Source organism: Verrucosispora sp. CNZ293 (assembly GCF_002754655.1).
In genome coordinates this window covers 681200-697727 of sequence record NZ_PEFR01000001.1, presented here as the reverse complement: position 1 = coordinate 697727, position 16528 = coordinate 681200, and the positions used below count along the sequence as shown (strand labels likewise).

Below are 16528 nucleotides of genomic sequence, written 5' to 3'. Positions count from 1 at the left end.
GGTGCTGGTCACCGAACGGGCGTCACCATCCGGCGGCGACCACGGCGACCAGGTCCCGCTTGTGGGTGACGGAGACGGTCACGTGGGTGATCGAGGCCGACCGCGCTGCCTGAGCGGCACTGCCCCGCAACATGACGCTTGGCGACCCGCCGGGCTGACGCGGCAACGCGATGTCCCGGGGGGCGACCCCCTCGAACAGGCCCGTGCCCAGAACCTTGAGCACGGCTTCCTTCGCGGCGAACCGCCCCACCAGGTACTCCCGACGTCGGCTGTCGCCCAGCGCCTCGGCCTGGGCCAGTTCCTCGGCCGCGAAGAAGTACCGCAGGAACCAGCCCCGGCGCAGGAGGCGGTCCAGTTCGTCCAGGGCGACAAGGTCAATTCCGAGCCGCACCGTCGACCGCCCGCTCCGTTACCGGCTGCGGGGCGGTCCGGTCCCGCAGCAGTCGTTGGAAGACCGACATGGCGTGCAGGTTCGTCGTTCCCTCCATCAGTTCGAACGCCCGCACGTCGCGGTAGGTCTTCTCGACCCAGGGATGCTCGATCAGGCAGGCCGGACCCAGCAGCTCGGCCACGAGTCGGGTGGCGTCCTCGGCGACCCGCGCCGCCCGCGCCTTGACCGCGCCGATGCCGGCCACGTCGACGGCACCGGCGTCGATGTCGCTGGCCACCGCGTACGTCCGGTGCCGGACCGCGGCGATGCGGTCCAGGATGCTGTCGAGTCGGTGCCGGTCGCGCCGGGGCAGCGTCGGGCGGTGCGTGACCAGGTAGTCGCAGGCGGCCTGCGCGCAGCCGATCGCCATCGCCGCGATGCCCGGGCGGAACCGGTAGAGGATGTAGGTGGCACCGTAGAGCCCTCGGCGGCTGGGTGACCGTTGCGCCCCGAGCACGTCCTCGTCGGCCACCGTGACGTCCTGGAAGCGCAGCCGGCTGATCCGCGCGCCGCGCAGGCCGACGGTGGGCAGCAGTTCGCCGCTGAACCCCGGCGCGCTGGTGTCCAGCAGCACTGCCTCGATGCCCCACGGCCCGGGTGCGCGCCGGCAGAACACCACACCGAGTTGAGCGCGTGCACCGTTGCCGATGTAGCACTTCACCCCGTTGAGCAGCCACCCGCCCCCCGGCGCCGGGGTCAGCGTCGTCTCCAGTTCCGTCGCGGCCGAGCCCTTGCCGGGCTCGGTCAGGGCGAAGAACGTGTGGGTGGGGCTGGACGCCAGCCGACCGAAGTACCGCTTCCGCTGTTGCTCGTCGGCCAGCGCCTGGACGGCCCCGCCGGACAGCGACGGCCCGGGGCTGGCCAGGAGCACATTGGGATCGCCGTAGGACACCTGCTCGGTGGCGACCACCTGACCGAGGACGGTGCTGCTCACCTCCACCAGCCGCGCCGGGAACTCTCCCACCGTCCGGTACTCCGGCGGCAGCATCCCCTGGACGGGAAAGCGCACCTCCGGCTCGTGCAGGAACTGGGTGATGACGTCCGGATCCTGGTCCAGCCGCATGCCGATCGCGCGTAACCGCCCGGTCATCGCCGCGCAGTAGTGGGCCAGCTCCCGGGTGCGTTCGTCGAGCAGGTCCGTCCCGGCGGGCGCGGCGGCCTCGCGAAGCTCATTCATCGGCGTCCTCCGTGTCGGCGTGCAGGTAGACGTTGCCGACCACCTCGGCGAGGTGCAGGTCGCCGGCGGGTCCGTCGGCGAGGAAACCGCTGGCGCCAAGCAACCGCAGCAGGTCCCGGCCGATGTCGACCAGCCGCAGGTGACAGCGCCAACGCGCGTGCCGGTCGGCGTGCCGACGCGCCTCGGGAACGGCCGTGTCCTCGGCCAGCCGCAGCGCGATGTCGGCCAGTTGTCCGGCCACGAGTTGCTTGGCCAGCAGCGTGGTGTTCCCTGAGGTGCGTCCTTCGAGGTGACGCAACGTGTGGGTGAGGGTGGCGTCGAGCAGTTCGCGGTGCGCCGCCAGCAGGGCCACCGCGAAGCGGTCGGCGGCCGGTCCTTCGCCGAAGGCGGACTCGGGGGTGGCCTCGGCGACGGCGAGGCCGAAGCGGGTCAGCGGCCCGGCCGGCGCGTCGGGCAGTGCCACCGTGGAGGCGAGAACATGGCCGGTGGGAGACGCGACCAGCCGGCCGGGTGCCACCCGACCGTGCAGCGTGTCCAGGACGAGTGGGTAGGGCGTCCCCGCCGCCTGCGGCGACGCGGGGGGTGCGGGTTTCATGGTCGGGCCTCCCTGCGCTCGGGCGCGCCGGCGTTGGACAGTACGGCGAGTTGGCTGCGTCCGGTCCGCGGATCGGTGTCACAGAGGACGAGGTTGGCGTAGCGGGTGGCCCATTCCTCGTGGTGACGGGCCAGGTCCAGCCAGACGCTTGTGCAGTAGCCGCCGGGCTGGCAGCGGTGCACCGGCAGATCGACGCCGCTGAGCTGATCGTCCGCTGGCCACGGACCGGCGACCAGCAGCGTCGGCCCCGGCGGCAGCGCCGTGCGGTGGCCGGCCAGCAGGTCACCCAGCGGTACGTCCGCGCCGGCCGCCCGGCTTGCGGTGAAGCGAAAACCGGATCGGGAGTCGGTGTCGAAGTAGAGCAGGACGCCGCTGTCCAGCAGGGGGGTGTCGTGCACCAGCGGATCCCGGTACGGCAGCGTGGTCTGTTCGCAGACGAACAGGGCCAGGCTGGCCTTCTTGCCGGACCGGGTGTACGCGTCGGCGACGCGCAACGCGGTGAACGGCGCCTGCAGGCCCTGCTCGGAGACGGCGAAGCTGTGGCTGCGCCCGCCGAACAGGGCGTTGAGCCGCGTGGTGACGGTCTTGAGGGGATATCGGTCGGGCAGGCCGTAGGCCAGGATCAACAGGTCCGGCGGCCCGAACGGACTCGGGCACCGGTCCATCAGTTCCTCGGCCAGTTCGCGGAACCCGATGTTCCGGGACTGCTTCATCAGGTCCTCGTCGACCTCGATGCCGTACGGCGCGAGCAGATCCCGGTGGTAGGCCAGCAGAGCCTCGTCGGGTTCGTAGGGGAGGTCGTCGGGGCGTACGAGCGCTGCCGCGCCGCGCAGGGTCAGGGACATGACCACGTCCTCGGTGATGGGGCGGTGAGCGCGGCGGTCAGGAGCTCACCTTCCGCGCACGCTCCAGGAAGTCCGTCAGGGTGCCCACCGTGCGGAAGTCGTCCATGTCCAGGTTCTCGGGATCCACCTCGATGCCGATGTTGTCCTCCAGCGCCATGAGCAGTTCGAGAATGGCGGTGGAGTCCAGGTGCATGTCCTCGAAGAGCCGGGTTCCCTCGGCGAGCGGACCGAAGTCGCGCATCAGCACCTCGGTCAGCGCGGCCCGGATGTTCTCGACGATCTCGTGGCGTTCCATGTTTCTTCCTCTCGGATACCCGGTCCGCGGACCGGGTGACGCGGGACTGCTGGGGTCGGCGGCGGTCACCCCGACGGCGGTGGGACGGGCTCAGGTCGCTGCCCGTCCGGCGGGCACCGGTGCGGACGACGACTCCGGTGGGGCAGCGGCTGACGGTGGGCGCGGCGGCGGCGACGCGCTCGCGACCGGTGCGGCCGGCACGACGAGGTGCTGCGGCCGGAGCAGGTCCTCGACGGTGTCCGCGCGGCGGACCAGGTGCGCCACGCCGTCGAGGACGAGCACCTCCGACGGGTGACCGTGGCTGAGAAAGAGCACCGGAGACGCGCTCGGCCCGTAGGCGCCGGAGCGCTCGACACCGATCAGGTCGCCCGGGCGGACCTCGGGCAGCGGCACCTTCTTGCCGATGACGTCGTTGGGGGTGCAGAGCGGACCCGTGACGGTGTAGTCGTGCGCCGGCGGGTCGGCGGGACGGCTCAGCGACCGGATGGGGAAGTTCCGCTTGACGAAGCTGCCGATGCCGACCGCCGCCATGTGGTGGTTGGTGCCGCCGTCGGCGACGACGAACCACTCGCCGCGCGACGCCTTGACGTAGCGTGCCCGGACCACGTAAGTCCCCGCCCAGCCGACCAGATAGCGGCCCAGTTCGGTGATGACCCGGGTGTCGGGGTGTTCGTCGCGGAATCGCGCCACGGCGCAGTTGACACCCTCGGCCACCGCCTCGATGTCGAGGGAGGACTCGTTGTCGAAGTAGGGGACGCCGAAACCGCCACCGACGTCGACGACGTCCAGCGGCAGGCCCAGCGCGGTGGCAAGCTCCGCCGCCGCAGTGAGCACGCTGCGGGTGTTGTGCGCGATGTCAGCGGCGTCGAGGATGCGGGTACCCATGTAGGCGTGCAGGCCGATCACCCGTACGTGGCGCAGCGCGCGCAGGGTCGAGCCGGCCTCGGCGACACGTTCCTGGTCGATGCCGAACTGCCGGGGCTTGCCTCCCATGGCCAGCCGGGAGCCCTTGGTGGCGAACGACGGGTTGACCCGCAACATGACCCGCAGCGGCTCGCCGGGGGCGTCGGGCAGCGCCGCCGCCATCGCGTCGACGGTGCTGACCTCGTCGAGCGACTCGCACACGATCGCGCCGATGCGCTGCTCGATACAGGCGGCCAACTCCGCCGCCGATTTGCCGGGGCCGAGGAAGATGATGTCCCGCGCCGGCACCCCGGCCCGGCGGGCGGTCACCAGCTCAGCCAGGGACGACACCTCGGCGCCGGCGCCCAGGGAGTGCAGCAACGCACAAACGCTGATGTTGGGGTTGGCCTTCAGTGAGTAGTAGATCTCGACCGACGAGTCGAGCAGATCCCGCAGCTGTCGGTACGTCTCGCGGATGACCTCACCGTCGTAGAGGTACAGCGGCGTGCCGTACCGCTCGGCCAGTTCGGCGACGGGCAGGCCCTGGACGGTGTGGCCTTCGACGGCCGCTTCAGGCATGGCTCTCCTCCGCAACGGACAAGGTGGTGACGGCGGCCTGGACCGCGCGGTCAAGGTCATCGAGCCGGTCCCGGTCAGCGGCGACCAGCAGGGCGTACAGCCGGCCGTCGAACGGCTCCGGTGGGCCACCGGCGCCGACGGGCAGCAGCGCGTTGGCGGTGACGGTGGCGAAGCAGGTGACCAGCACCCGCTCGGTGTCCCGCGTGGTGGCCACCGTGGCCAGTGCCCGACGTACGGCGTCGAACTCCAGGGGCGCGGCGAGCCGCAGGGGGTAGTGCCGGGCCAGCGCGACGGTCCCGGGCGGCTGGCACAGCTCGGTGACCCCGCCCTGGTACGTCGACATGTTCAGCCGGGCATTGATCTCCAGCACCGGGTAGACCGTCTCGTCGGCGCCGACGATGGCGTCGACACCCACCACGCCGTGGTAGCCGTCGGCGTACAGCCGGTCCGCGACCGCACCGGCGGCGTACTCGATCTGCCGGTACTGCCCGTCGCTCAGCTCCGCCGGCATGAGATGGCCCTGGTGCACACCCTGCGCGGTCAGCGCCTGCTTGACGAAGTCGAGTTCGGCCCGCCCGTCCCGCGCGATGGTGATCTGGTAGTTGAGGTCGCACCGCTTGGGCAGCCATTCCTCGACCACCACGTGTATCCGGTCGTCCCCGGTGCGCGCGGCCCGACGGTCCACCATGCGCAGCAACTGCGCCGCCCGCCCGGGGTTCTCCAGCACCAGCAGTCCCTTGCCAGAGACGCCGTAGGCGTCCTTGACGACGAGTGGTTCGCCCGACTCCAGCCGGCGCCGGTGGTGGGTCAGCACCTCGGCCAGTTCCTGCCGGGTCTCGCAGCAGACTCCGGGTACGGGTCGCAGGCCGGCCGCCTCGGCCAGCCGCCGACCGTAGATCTTGCTGTTGACCCGCTCGACCACCGCGGCGGCCGGGGTGGCCAGTGTGAGGCCGCTGCGCCGGGCCAACTCTTCCTCGTCGGAGGTGGTACCCATCGGCAGGAGGTGGGCACCGGCCGCACCGAGCTGGCGCAGCCGATCGAGCAGGACCGGTGAGTCCAGCGCGTTCGCGGTGGTGGAGCGGTCGGGCCGGCAGTTCTCGGGCACCAGCATGGTGGGCAACGCCAGGCCCTGCCGCGTCAGGTAGTCCCGGTAGTCCGGGTCGAGTGGGCGGCTGAGCAGAATCGTGTCGCCCGCGCCGGCGAGCAGCACCCCCAGCTCCTCCATCGCGGCGACCACCGGGCGGGTGGCACCCGATGGTACGGGCAGTCCCACGTGGTTGCGGGCCCATTGGGCCTCGGCCTCGAAGTTGCACAGCAGCACCAGCGGTGTATCGGCCGAACCCGTCAGGGCGCGCTTCAGCTTGCGTAGGTATCCGGTGGACATGTTCGGCTCCCTCAGCACTCGACGACCATGGCGGAATAGGTGGCGCCCAGGCCGACGGCGGTGACCAGGTAACGGCCTCCCGCGACCAGCGCGCCACGGCCGGCGAGCGTCGCGAGGTTGAGGAAGGGGTCCGCGCAGGAGCAGTGCGAGTACTCCCCGACGTTGTCCAGGAAGACCCGGTCCCGGTCCAGCCCCAGGGTGGCGCAAATGGTGATCCAGGAGGAGACGTTGACGTTGTGCGGGATGACCGTGGTGATGTCGTCCAGGTCCAGCGCGGCGTCGTCCAGCGCCTCCCGGATCACCTCGGCCAGGTGGGTGTGGTACGTGCTGCCGAAGCGGTGCAGTGCCTCCCCGGCGAGTTGGTACCCGTCGAAGAACTCGCCCACCGTGCGGGAGGCGTACGACAGCACCCGGGTGCCCGCACCGCCAAGTCCGATCAGGCAGGCGGAGGACGCCTCGCCGATGATCGAGGTGTTCCAGAGCACCTGGATCGCCCTGGTGAACGGCTGTTCGCCGGTGAGCACCAGCGCGAGGGCGGAGGGGTCCCCGTCGGCGCGCAACAGCTCACCGGCGATATCGACGGCGAGCAGGCCGCTGGCGCAGGCGTGTTGGGTCACCGCGAACGCCTCGGCGTTGGTGAGGCCGAGGCGCTCACGCAGCGTGTCGGCCGCGACCAGGGTGGTCGGGGTGAGGTCCTGCGCGGTGTGCGCGAAGATCAGGTAACGGATGCGGTCGCGCTCCTCGACGGTGGACAGCAGGGCCTGGGCCGGCGGGCAGACCAGGTCGAAGAGCCCTAGGTCGGGGTCGATGCGCAACCGGTCCAGCCCGCGGATGCGGCGGAACAGCCGGGTCTGGTAGCGGTTCAGGCCCAGCCCTGCCGCGATCTCCTCCACGGTGACCGAGCGCTCCGGTGCGTACGCCTCCATCCGGCGCAGCACCACATCGGACCGGGTCGGTGCCAGCGTGGTCATGGGGCAATCCTCCGGTCATTTATTGATCGTCAGACGCCACTACGTTAGGAGCCGGTCACAGGGCGAGCAATGGGGGAATCCCCAGTATCCCGAGGGCCCCAAGAAGACCGGCTAAAAGAGACGTTGCCGATTGTAATCCAGAGCAGACAATTCACTCGCTTTGCCGACCATTCATCGCCAAACCCCTGGCAATTCGTACCGAACGGGACGTACGGACCGCGTTCGCGCCCCGTGCCCGGCCAACAATGGGGTTTTCCCGACTACCTACGACGGAGCCGCGCGGGCGAGGGTGGGCGACAGCCACGCCGATCGCCGACGAACGGGAGACCCGATGTCCAGTCCCACGCTGGCCGACCGGATGAAGATCTCATTCGAGGGTCTCCGGGCTGGCGAAGGACCCCTCACCTGCGGCCAGACCAACACCTGGCAGTGGATGCGAACAGACGTGTCCAATCCGATGGCCACTCTGCAGTGGAAGCTGCCACTGCCGGCCGACACCCCCGTCGCGGACGTGGTGGAGGCCTTCGCCATCCTGCTCGCCCGGCACGAGTCGCTGCGTACCACCTTTCACGAGCACGACGGGGAGATGCGTCAACGGGTCCTGCGTAGCGGGGTCCTCGCGGCCGAAATTCACCAGGTAGACGCATCCGCCGACACGGAACTGACATCCCAGCGGATGATCGACCAGCTCCGCCAGAAACCGTTCGACTTGGCCAATGAATTACCGGTACGTCTGGCGATCGCGCTGGTTGAGGATAAAGCACTAGCAGCGGTTACCGTCTATTCACACATGGCGGTTGATTATGGAAGTATGGCCATTCTTGGTCGGGAGTTCGCCGAGCTGATCGGCGCCGCCGGCAACCGGTCCGTCGGCGCCGAGCGGCACCAGCCGCTCGACCAGGCGGCGGAGGAGACCTCGCCGCGCGGGCGGCGGCGAACCGCGGCGGCCCTGCGGTACTGGACCCAACACCTGCGCCAGATACCCCAGTGCCTGATGGCGTTGCCGCCGGTCGGCGACGGCGACGGCCCGGCCAGCGCCGCCCTGCGCTCCTCGTCCGCCGCCGCCGCCCTCGACCGGATCGCCGCCCGGACGCAGGCCAGTCCGGCGGCCGCCGTGCTGGCCGCGTTCTCCGCCGTGTTGTCGGTGCGAGTCGGCCAGTCCCGCTGCGTGTTCGCCTCACTGTCGAGCAACCGGTTCACCTCCCGGCTGCGCGACTACGTCGGCACACTGGCCCAGGACGGCCTCGTGGTGGTCGACGTGACCGGACCGACCTTCGATGAACTGGTACGGCGGACCAGCGCGGCCATGCTGCGAGCCAACCGCAGCAGCATCTTCGACGTGACCGAACTGGTCACCCATGCCGTCCAGATCAACGACGAGCAGGGCATGGACTTCAGCCGCGACTGCGTCTTCAACAACATCAGCGCCCACCTGCCCTCGGGTACCGACGAGACGACAAATGTCCAGTTGCCCCCGTTGGATCCCCCCGATCTGCGCTGGTCGCCCACGGCGGGGGCCGCCGAGCACAGCACTCTCACCTGGATGCCGGCGCCGCCCTTTCCCAACCGCCTGGTGCTCCAGCTGATCGCCGCCCAGCCGGCTCTGGTGGTCGGCCTGACTACCGGTGACACCCGACACGTGCCCCAGCCCGAGATCGCCGGACTGCTACGGGGGATGGAAACCGTCCTCGTAACCGCCGGTGCCGGGCCGCTGCGCCTGGCGGACGTGCCTGACCTCAGCGGACTGACCCCGGTGCCCCGCGACAGCAACTGGGTGCGCGTGGGGGTCAGCTGGGTGCAGCTCAGTGAGGTTCAGACCCTGCTGCGCGAGGCACTCGGCACCCCGGCGTACGCGACGGCCGACCCAGACGGTGACGGGCACCGGCTGACCGCGCACCTGCTCGCCACCGACGGCGTCCGGACCCCGCGCCAGGCGCACACGGCCTGCATGGCCCACCTCGGTGGCCGGTACGCCGTGGCCGCCCCGCACCACTACGTCCTGCACGACTCGGCTCCGACCGACCTCACCGACCTGGCGGCCTGGCGTTCCCGGCCAGTGCTGGCCCGCGGTGACGGCCGCGCATCCACGGAGGACCATCGATGACCGCCCCGAGTGAGACCGTCCGTACCATCCGCCTACGCGTCGACGGCGACCGCGAGGCGCAGGGCCCACTGACCCTCGGTCAGGCAAACGCACTGCAATGGATCTCTGCGCTCACCGACGACCACTTCCTCGGCCTGGTGCAGTGGATCTTCAAGGTGCCGGCGGGGACCACACTCGAGCGCGCCTGCGCCGCCCTGAGCGCGCTGGTCCGCCGGTACGAGTCGCTGCGCACCACCTACCACGACGCGCCGGACGGTCCGGTGCAGCGCGTGGCGCGTACCGTCGACCTGCCGATCGAGATACACCAACGACCGGCCCAGCCCGACGGCACGACGCTGGCCCGGGAGCTGATCGCCCAGCTGCGTGCGCGCCCATTCGACCTCTCCAGAGATCTGCCGCTGCGCCTCGCCGTGGCGGCCGACGGCGACCTGGTGCACGCGGTGGTCGCGGTCTACTCACACATGGCCGCCGACTACGTGAGCATGACGGTGCTGGGCGAACGCTTCACCGGGCTGCTCACCGGGACCGTGACCGACGGGGACGCACCACCGCACCAGCCGCTGGACCGGGCCGATCGGGAACGTTCACCGAAGGGCCTGCGGCAGGCGGACGCGGCGCTGCGGTACTGGTCCGGAATCCTGCGGCGGCGCCCCCGCTGCGTACTGCCCCGACCGACCACAGGTGTCGAGCCGTCGACAACGCCCACGCCACGCAGCGCGGACCTGCACTCGTCACGGGCAGCCGCCGCGCTGGACCGGATCACCGCCCGCACCGGCGCGAGCCGGGCCATGGCGGTGCTCGCCGCACTCGCCGCCGTGCTCGCCCTCCGCACCGGCCAGCGGCACGTGGTGCTCTACTCCCCCGCCGCCAACCGGCTCGGCGTACCGCTGCGCGACTACGTCGGCACCGTGTCCCAGGACGGCCTGATCAGCCTCGACGTCGACCAGCCCGACTACGACGCACTGGTGCGGCACGCCGGGACCGCGTTGCTGCGGGCCAACCGGAACAGTGTCTTCGACGCCGAGGCGCTGCAACGCGCGCACGACCGCATCGCGCACGAGCGCGGCATGCCGATGGTCCGTGACGGCGTCTTCAACAACATCTCCGGCAACGCCCCGCCGGATCTGCCGACGGTGGCCACCACGGAGACCTTCATCGACTGGTGGACGCCGACCGGCTTCACCAACCTGCTGCTGTTCCACCTGGTCCGGACCGAGCAGGCGCTGATCCTGGAACTGATCACCGGGGACAACCGGTACCTTCCCGACGCGGAGATGGAGGCGCTGCTGCTCGGCACCGAACGGGTGCTCGCCGCGGCGGCCACCGGCAACATCGCCCTGGACGACCTCGGCGCCCTCGCCGGCATCGACCCGATCCCCCGCGACGGCGACTGGCACTTCGTCGACCACAGTTGGATCCAGCTCAGCGAGGTCAACCGGGTACTGCAAGCAGCCCTGCCCGGGCCGGCCCGAGCCTTCGTGACCGACGAAGGACCCGAGGGCGCGACCATCGTCGCCCACCTGGCCGCCGTAGCCGAGATCACCGACCCCACGCGGGCACACCTTGCCTGCCTACGACGACTCGTCGACTCACCCACGGCGATCACCCCACACCGATACGTCCTGCACCGGGGCGCACCCGTCGATCCGACTGATCCGCAGGCGTGGCGGGAGCTGGCGGTGCTGGCCGAGGGCGACGGCCGGGCCGCGGATGCGGGAAGCGAGGCAGGGACATGAGCATCATCGAAGCGAACGAGTTGACCCGCACGTTCCGGTCCGGCCGGCAGAGCGTCGCGGCGGTCCGAGGCGTCAATCTGCGGGTCGAGGCCGGCGAGATAGTCGGCTTCCTCGGACCCAACGGCGCCGGCAAGACCACCACCCTGCGGATGCTGACCACGCTGCTCCGCCCGACCAGTGGCACGGCCCGGATCGCCGGCGCGGACCTGGCCACGGCTCCCCGGGAGGTACGCCGCCGAATCGGCTACGTCGCCCAGTACGGCGGTACCGACCCCAACGCCCTGGTGGACGAGGAACTGTTCCTGCAGGCGCGCCTCTACCGGATCCCGGTCGCACCCGCCCGGCGCCGGGTGGCCGACCTACTCGAACGGTTGGACCTCGGCGGGCTGGGTAAGCGGCCGGTCGGCTCGCTCTCCGGCGGCCAGCGCCGCCGCCTGGACATCGCGCTCGGCCTGGTCCACGATCCGCAGGTCGTCTTCCTCGACGAACCCACCGCCGGCCTGGACCCGCACAGCCGCAACAACCTGTGGGAGCACACCCGCCGGCTCCGCGAGGACCACGGCACCACCGTCTTCCTGACCACCCACTACCTCGACGAGGCCGACGCGCTCTGCGACCGGATCCTCGTGATCGACCACGGGCGAATCGTCGCCGAAGACACCCCCGCGAACCTGAAGCGCCAGCTGGCCGCGGACGTGCTGACCGTGGAGGTGGTCGGCGATCCGGCCGCCAGCCAACGGCTGCTGGCCGGACTGCCGGGCGTCCGGCAGGCCGCGGTGACGAGCACGGGCGGTATCCAGGTCACGCTGGCCGACGCCGAACAGGGGATCACCGACGTGATCACCGCCCTGTCCGGCGCGGGCATCGGTGTCCGTGCCCTGCAACTGGCGCGGGCCAGTCTGGACGACGTCTTCCTCAGCCTCACCGGCCGCGAACTGCGCGACGACCCGCAAGACCGGCAGTCCCCCATCCCGACCACCGAGGCGGCGGACCATGTCTCTGCTCGTTGACATCCTGCTGGTGTTCCAGCGCCACCTACGCATCTCCATGCGCAACCCGCTGTGGATCGTCATCGGGCTCTCCCAGCCGGTGGCCTTCCTGGTGCTCTACGGCCCGCTGATGACGAGCACCCTGTCGATCACCGGCGTGGCACCGGAGCGCGCCTGGCAGACCTACGTGCCGGGGGTGCTCGTGCAACTCTGCCTCTTCGGCTCCGCCTTCGTCGGCTTCGGAGTGATCGCCGAGTGGCGCGGAGGGGTGATCGAGCGGCTGCGGGTCACTCCGGTGAGCCGGGTGGCGTTGCTGCTCGGCCGGGTGCTGCGTGACGTCGCGCTGCTGGTGGTGCAGGCGGTGCTGCTGGTCGTGGTGGCGTTGCCGCTGGGCCTGCGCGCGTCGGTGCCGGGTGTGCTGGTGGCGATCGGCGTGGTCACGCTTCTCTCCCTCGGCCTGGCCTGTCTGTCCTGCGCTCTCGCGCTTACCGTCAAGAGCGAGGACACGTTGGGCCCCACCCTCAACACCGGCCTGATGCCGCTGTTGCTGCTGTCCGGGGTGCTGCTACCGATGTCCTTCGCTCCGCGCTGGCTGGACCTGGTCTCCCGGCTCACCCCGTTCCGGTACATCGTGGATGGCATGCGCAGCGCGTTCCAGGGTGAGGTGTTCAGCGCGGCCGTACTGTCGACAGTCCTGGTCGCCCTGTCGATCAGCGTGCTGTCGGTGCTGCTCGGCGTACGTACCTACCTGCGGCAGAGCGCCTGACCCGATCCGGCTCGACGACTTCCCGGCGAACGTCTCACCGACAGGTCCCCGGTGGAGCCGCTCGTTGAGCCGGCCACGTAGGTCCCTGGCAGCAGGTCCTTGATGCAGGATGTGGCACCGGCCGGATGAGTCAGTACCTCACCGAACGCGGTTGTTCGGTGGACGGTGTCGACCTGTCGCCGGGCATGGTCGCCATGGCCCGACGCAAGCAGAGGCCGCCCGGGTTCTCCGCCCGGCCGGTCATCTGCTCGTCGGATTCCAGTCCGTCGGAGGCACCCGCGACGTGTACCGGGCATACCGCCAGCTCGGCCATGAGATCGAGCTCGAGCGCCATCTCTACACGACGGATCACGTCGTTTCCCCAGATCGAGGCTGTCGGCCTGCGGGAACTGTGCCGCCTGGTGCGGCGTGCGGAGGGCGAGGAGCGGGAAGATCAGGCGATCCTGCTGGCCAGGGCCCCATGAGCCGTACGCCATCGACAGGGCCGCACGGCGGCCGCCTCCGACCGATGGCGTCGGCGGCGACCAATGTGCTGATCAGAAGGGGGGTGCGTCCTCGCCCATCAACGCCAGCACGACGCCTCCCTTCCCGCGCTTGAGGCTCTGGACCACGACCTTGCCGGTGCTGCCGTCAGGCAGCTCCAAGGTGAAGGTCTTCCCGACCGCGTTCTTGGGGCCATTGCCGGCGTCGTTGGCGGGTCGGAAGTCACCTGCCCACGGCGGGGGCCCACCCTTGCGGGCGGGCTCGGCGAAGAGCGCGGCGGTGCCGGGGGTCCTGGTGCCGTCCGAGGAGAGGAGCACTGAGGCGGTGCGATAGGTAGCCATATAGGCCCAGGCTACCCCGGACCGCGCTCGTTCACGCCACGCTACTGAGCGAGCCGTGGCGCGAACGGCCACGGGAAGCGACCTTGATCTGCTCTCACCCCGTGGGTTGGCCCCGGCCCGACCTAGACCCGTCGCCGAACCCGCAGCTTCGGCGGCCGACAGCCCCTACAGGACACGCCTGCTCTGAGTAGCCCCACCACCGCCAGCCCGGCGGGCCCCGGCGCCTCTCCGTCCCCCGACCGATCGCCTCAAGACGGGGTAGCGGACCCGACGACCGAGCGCTACCGGCGAACCGATCTCGTCCTGAGGGGCCACCGGCCCGGATGGCGTACAGCGCATTCCGATGATTCGTCGTCGGCGGCTGCCTATGGTGAAAGACGCGACGGACATGCAGGGGCCGGTCGCCGTTGAGAACGATGGGCAAGCACCATGGCGCGGTTCCTGGAAATACTGTGGGACACCAGCAGCGTGAACGGTCGCCTCGTGACCAGCCTCGTCCTGGCCCTGCTCGCGCTCGTTGTCGCCGCCCTTGCTGGTCGCCTGACCACGATGAGGGTGAAGGACACCACCAATCGTTATTACCTCCGCAAGGCAGTGCACTATCTGACCGTCGTAGCGCTGCTGTTCGCGCTGGCGCTGCTGTGGCGGCCGTTCGCTGGCCGGGTCGGCGTGGTCGTCGGCCTGCTCGCCGCCGGTCTCGCGCTGGCCCTGCAGGAGGTCCTCGGCGCATTCGCCGGCTGGGTCAGCATTCTCACCGGCCGACAGTTCCGCGTCGGTGACCGCATCCAGATGTGCGGCGTACGTGGCGACGTCCTGGACATCACCCCGTTACGTACCCGGATCCTGGAGAGCGGTTCTTCCTCCGATCCGGAGTCCTGGATCCGCGGCCGCCAGTACACCGGCCGGGTCGTGTCCCTGTCGAACCGTTTCGTGTTCACCGCACCGGTGTTCAACAGCAGTACGGTGCTCGACCACCTGTGGGAAGAACTGACCCTACCGGTCCCCTACGAAGCCGACTGGCACCTGGCCGAACGCATCCTGTGCGAGGAGGCGCAGCACATCTCCTCGACAGCCGAGGCGCAGCACGCGATCAAGCAGATGCGCCACCGCTACCCGGTAGCGGAGGCCGAGGTGAACCCTCGGGTCTTCGTCCGCGCCACCCCGAACTGGATCGAGCTGTCCGCCCGCTTCGTGGTGCCGGTACGCGCCGCCCGACAGGTCAAGGACCAGCTCACCCGACGAGTGCTCGACCGCTTCACCGAAAACAGCATCCGGGTCGCCTCCGTGACGCAAGACATCACCATCCACGCAGCCCAGGCATCGGCAGCTACCGCCCGCCCGGCAGCACCCTCACCCGACGATCCTTAACGACCGCCGCCAGTACCAGCAGCGCCGGTGCCGGACCCTAGTCGACGTCGATGGACAGGGCGCGGCCCCCCAGCGTGCGCCACGATGAGCAGGTGGCGACCAAGAGCTGCCGATCATGAGCAGGCCCCGTACCGCGTCCGCGCGGCTGGCCGGCATACGGGAGAGCTTCTGGATCGTGCCGGCGGCCTTCTCGACAGGAGCAGTGGCCGCCGCGATCGGACTGTCGGCGCTGGAACTCCAGCTCGATCTTCCCTTCGGGGGATCGTGCCCAGTGGGCCCGCCGGCGCCCGGTCGCTCCTGTCATCGATCATCACGGCGATGATCTCCTTCACCGCGCTGGTCTTCTCCATCACCATCGTTGCCCTGCAACTGGCCAGCAGCCAGTACTCCCCCGAGTCCTGCGGACCTTCCTGCAAGACCGGATCATCCAGGCCACACTCGGTACGTTCGTCGCCACCTTCCTGTTCGCGATGGTGGTGCTGGCCGCGCTGCCGGACAGCGAAGATCAAGGGCTGCCGGAGCTGTCCCTCGCGGTGTCGATAGCTCTCGTCCTCGCCAGCAGCGGCACCTTCATCTACTACCTGCACCACATCACCACAGTCATGCGGGTGTCGCACATCATCGGCTCCATCGGCGCGCAGTCCCGGCGATCGATCGCAGAACTCCCCACATCCGACGAGCCGCAGCCAGCGGTAACCGGCGAAGTGACGCAGACCGTGCCGGCCACGGAACCCGGCATGGTCAGCAACGTCGATCTCGCGCTGCTCGCCCGGCTGGCCCGGGAGTACGACTGCACCATCACCGTGGTCCCCGCACCGGGTGACTTCGTCGTCGCCGGAGCGCCGCTGTTACGCGTGCACGCAACAACCCGCGGCACACCCCGCCCGGTGCCCGCGGATCGAGCCGAGCAGGGCGTGACCCTCAGCGTGGAGCGTTCCCCGGGCCAGGACATCGGTTTCGGCTTCCGGCAGCTGGCCGACATCGCCGAACGCGCGTTGTCTCCGGCAGTCAACGACGTCACCACCGCCGTACGGGCCTTACAGGAGGCCCACGACCTCCTCCGCCGACTCGCCACCCGACCCAACCCCATCCACGTCGTCCGCGACGACGACGGCACCCTCCGCGTCCAGATGATCAACATCCCGTACGACACATACCTGGCAACGATCGTCGACGACATCCGGCTCATCTCCAACCAGCAACCCCGGGTAAAACGACTACTCGACACCGTCGTCCGCGATCTGGCGTCAATCGCCCTTCCTATCCACCAGGTGGCCATTGGACGTCGGCTGTCACTACAGGATGGCGACCGCCACTGACGGGAGTGAAGCAAAGTCAGGTCAGGACCACCCGGTCGGGGGGAACCCACCGGATTCCTTCTGGCCGGAGCCGGTACGACAGGATCTCAGCGAGCCCGGCGTGGGCATGCTTGGCCGTGAAGAAGCGGGAGAGGCGCCCGAACGGCGGGGCCCGCCTCGCCGCGTGTGGGAATCATGTCATCGGCACGTCCGGACGGAACCCGGACCGGCTCGGCGGGACGCTGCGTAGCGCGCGGCTCGCCG

The 16528-nt window shown here is 70.1% G+C and carries 14 protein-coding genes and 2 pseudogenes; 7 read left to right on the top strand and 9 right to left on the bottom strand.

Going from position 1 to position 16528, the window contains the following annotated elements; all coding sequences use genetic code 11:
- Nucleotides 1–22 precede the first annotated feature (22 nt).
- The 8 genes from CLT74_RS03245 to CLT74_RS03210 all read right to left on the bottom strand — a co-directional run bounded on the left by CLT74_RS03245 (nt 23) and on the right by CLT74_RS03210 (nt 7179).
- Nucleotides 23–391: a 4'-phosphopantetheinyl transferase superfamily protein gene (locus tag CLT74_RS03245; RefSeq protein ID WP_099845206.1), complete on the bottom strand. Its 369-nt coding sequence runs from the start codon at nt 389–391 to the stop codon at nt 23–25.
- Nucleotides 375–1607, bottom strand: a complete 1233-nt coding sequence (locus CLT74_RS03240) for an acyl-CoA dehydrogenase family protein (RefSeq protein ID WP_099845205.1) — start codon at nt 1605–1607, stop codon at nt 375–377. Before CLT74_RS03240 ends, CLT74_RS03245 begins: the two co-directional genes overlap by 17 nt.
- Nucleotides 1600–2202: a hypothetical protein gene (locus CLT74_RS03235; RefSeq protein ID WP_099845204.1), complete on the bottom strand. Its 603-nt coding sequence runs from the start codon at nt 2200–2202 to the stop codon at nt 1600–1602. The genes CLT74_RS03240 and CLT74_RS03235 overlap by 8 nt, the downstream gene beginning before the upstream one ends.
- On the bottom strand, nt 2199–3047 hold the full coding sequence (locus CLT74_RS03230) for a hypothetical protein (RefSeq protein WP_099851191.1): 849 nt from the start codon (nt 3045–3047) through the stop codon (nt 2199–2201). Before CLT74_RS03230 ends, CLT74_RS03235 begins: the two co-directional genes overlap by 4 nt.
- A gap of 37 nt (nt 3048–3084) precedes the next feature.
- A complete protein-coding gene (locus CLT74_RS03225) occupies nt 3085–3342 on the bottom strand; it encodes an acyl carrier protein (RefSeq protein WP_099845203.1) in 258 nt (85 codons plus the stop codon).
- Nucleotides 3343–3432: 90 nt separating this feature from the next.
- Nucleotides 3433–4824 carry an alanine racemase gene (locus CLT74_RS03220; RefSeq protein ID WP_099845202.1) on the bottom strand — a complete coding sequence of 464 codons (1392 nt, stop codon included), beginning with the start codon at nt 4822–4824 and terminating at the stop codon, nt 3433–3435.
- Complete coding sequence (locus CLT74_RS03215) at nt 4817–6208, bottom strand: preATP grasp domain-containing protein (RefSeq protein ID WP_099845201.1); 1392 nt, start codon at nt 6206–6208, stop codon at nt 4817–4819. Before CLT74_RS03215 ends, CLT74_RS03220 begins: the two co-directional genes overlap by 8 nt.
- Before the next feature lie 11 nt (nt 6209–6219).
- On the bottom strand, nt 6220–7179 hold the full coding sequence (locus CLT74_RS03210) for a 3-oxoacyl-[acyl-carrier-protein] synthase III C-terminal domain-containing protein (protein ID WP_099845200.1): 960 nt from the start codon (nt 7177–7179) through the stop codon (nt 6220–6222).
- A gap of 331 nt (nt 7180–7510) precedes the next feature.
- On the opposite strand from CLT74_RS03210, the gene CLT74_RS03205 reads away from it, so the two are divergent.
- The 5 genes and pseudogenes from CLT74_RS03205 to CLT74_RS31125 all read left to right on the top strand — a co-directional run.
- Nucleotides 7511–9283 (top strand): condensation domain-containing protein, encoded by a 1773-nt coding sequence (locus CLT74_RS03205; protein ID WP_099845199.1) that lies wholly within the window; start codon nt 7511–7513, stop codon nt 9281–9283.
- Nucleotides 9280–11019 (top strand): condensation domain-containing protein, encoded by a 1740-nt coding sequence (locus CLT74_RS03200; protein WP_099845198.1) that lies wholly within the window; start codon nt 9280–9282, stop codon nt 11017–11019. Before CLT74_RS03205 ends, CLT74_RS03200 begins: the two co-directional genes overlap by 4 nt.
- A 2-nt stretch (nt 11020–11021) precedes the next feature.
- Nucleotides 11022–12029 (top strand): ATP-binding cassette domain-containing protein, encoded by a 1008-nt coding sequence (locus CLT74_RS03195; RefSeq protein WP_099851189.1) that lies wholly within the window; start codon nt 11022–11024, stop codon nt 12027–12029.
- A complete protein-coding gene (locus CLT74_RS03190; RefSeq protein WP_099845197.1) occupies nt 12013–12774 on the top strand; it encodes an ABC transporter permease in 762 nt (253 codons plus the stop codon). The genes CLT74_RS03195 and CLT74_RS03190 overlap by 17 nt, the downstream gene beginning before the upstream one ends.
- Before the next feature lie 92 nt (nt 12775–12866).
- Nucleotides 12867–13001: pseudogene (locus tag CLT74_RS31125) on the top strand (methyltransferase domain-containing protein); the annotation flags it as partial.
- Nucleotides 13002–13310: 309 nt separating this feature from the next.
- Here the strand turns inward: CLT74_RS31125 and CLT74_RS03180 are convergent.
- Entirely contained in the window at nt 13311–13598 is a 288-nt protein-coding gene (locus tag CLT74_RS03180; RefSeq protein ID WP_486581949.1) for a hypothetical protein, read from the bottom strand.
- A 483-nt stretch (nt 13599–14081) separates the two neighbouring features.
- Between CLT74_RS03180 and CLT74_RS03175 the strand changes: the two genes are divergently transcribed.
- Together CLT74_RS03175 and CLT74_RS03170 are read left to right on the top strand one after the other, a co-directional pair.
- A complete protein-coding gene (locus CLT74_RS03175) occupies nt 14082–14966 on the top strand; it encodes a mechanosensitive ion channel family protein (protein ID WP_158240195.1) in 885 nt (294 codons plus the stop codon).
- Nucleotides 14967–15050: 84 nt separating this feature from the next.
- Nucleotides 15051–16285 (top strand): annotated as a pseudogene (locus tag CLT74_RS03170) (DUF2254 domain-containing protein).
- Nucleotides 16286–16528 lie beyond the last annotated feature (243 nt).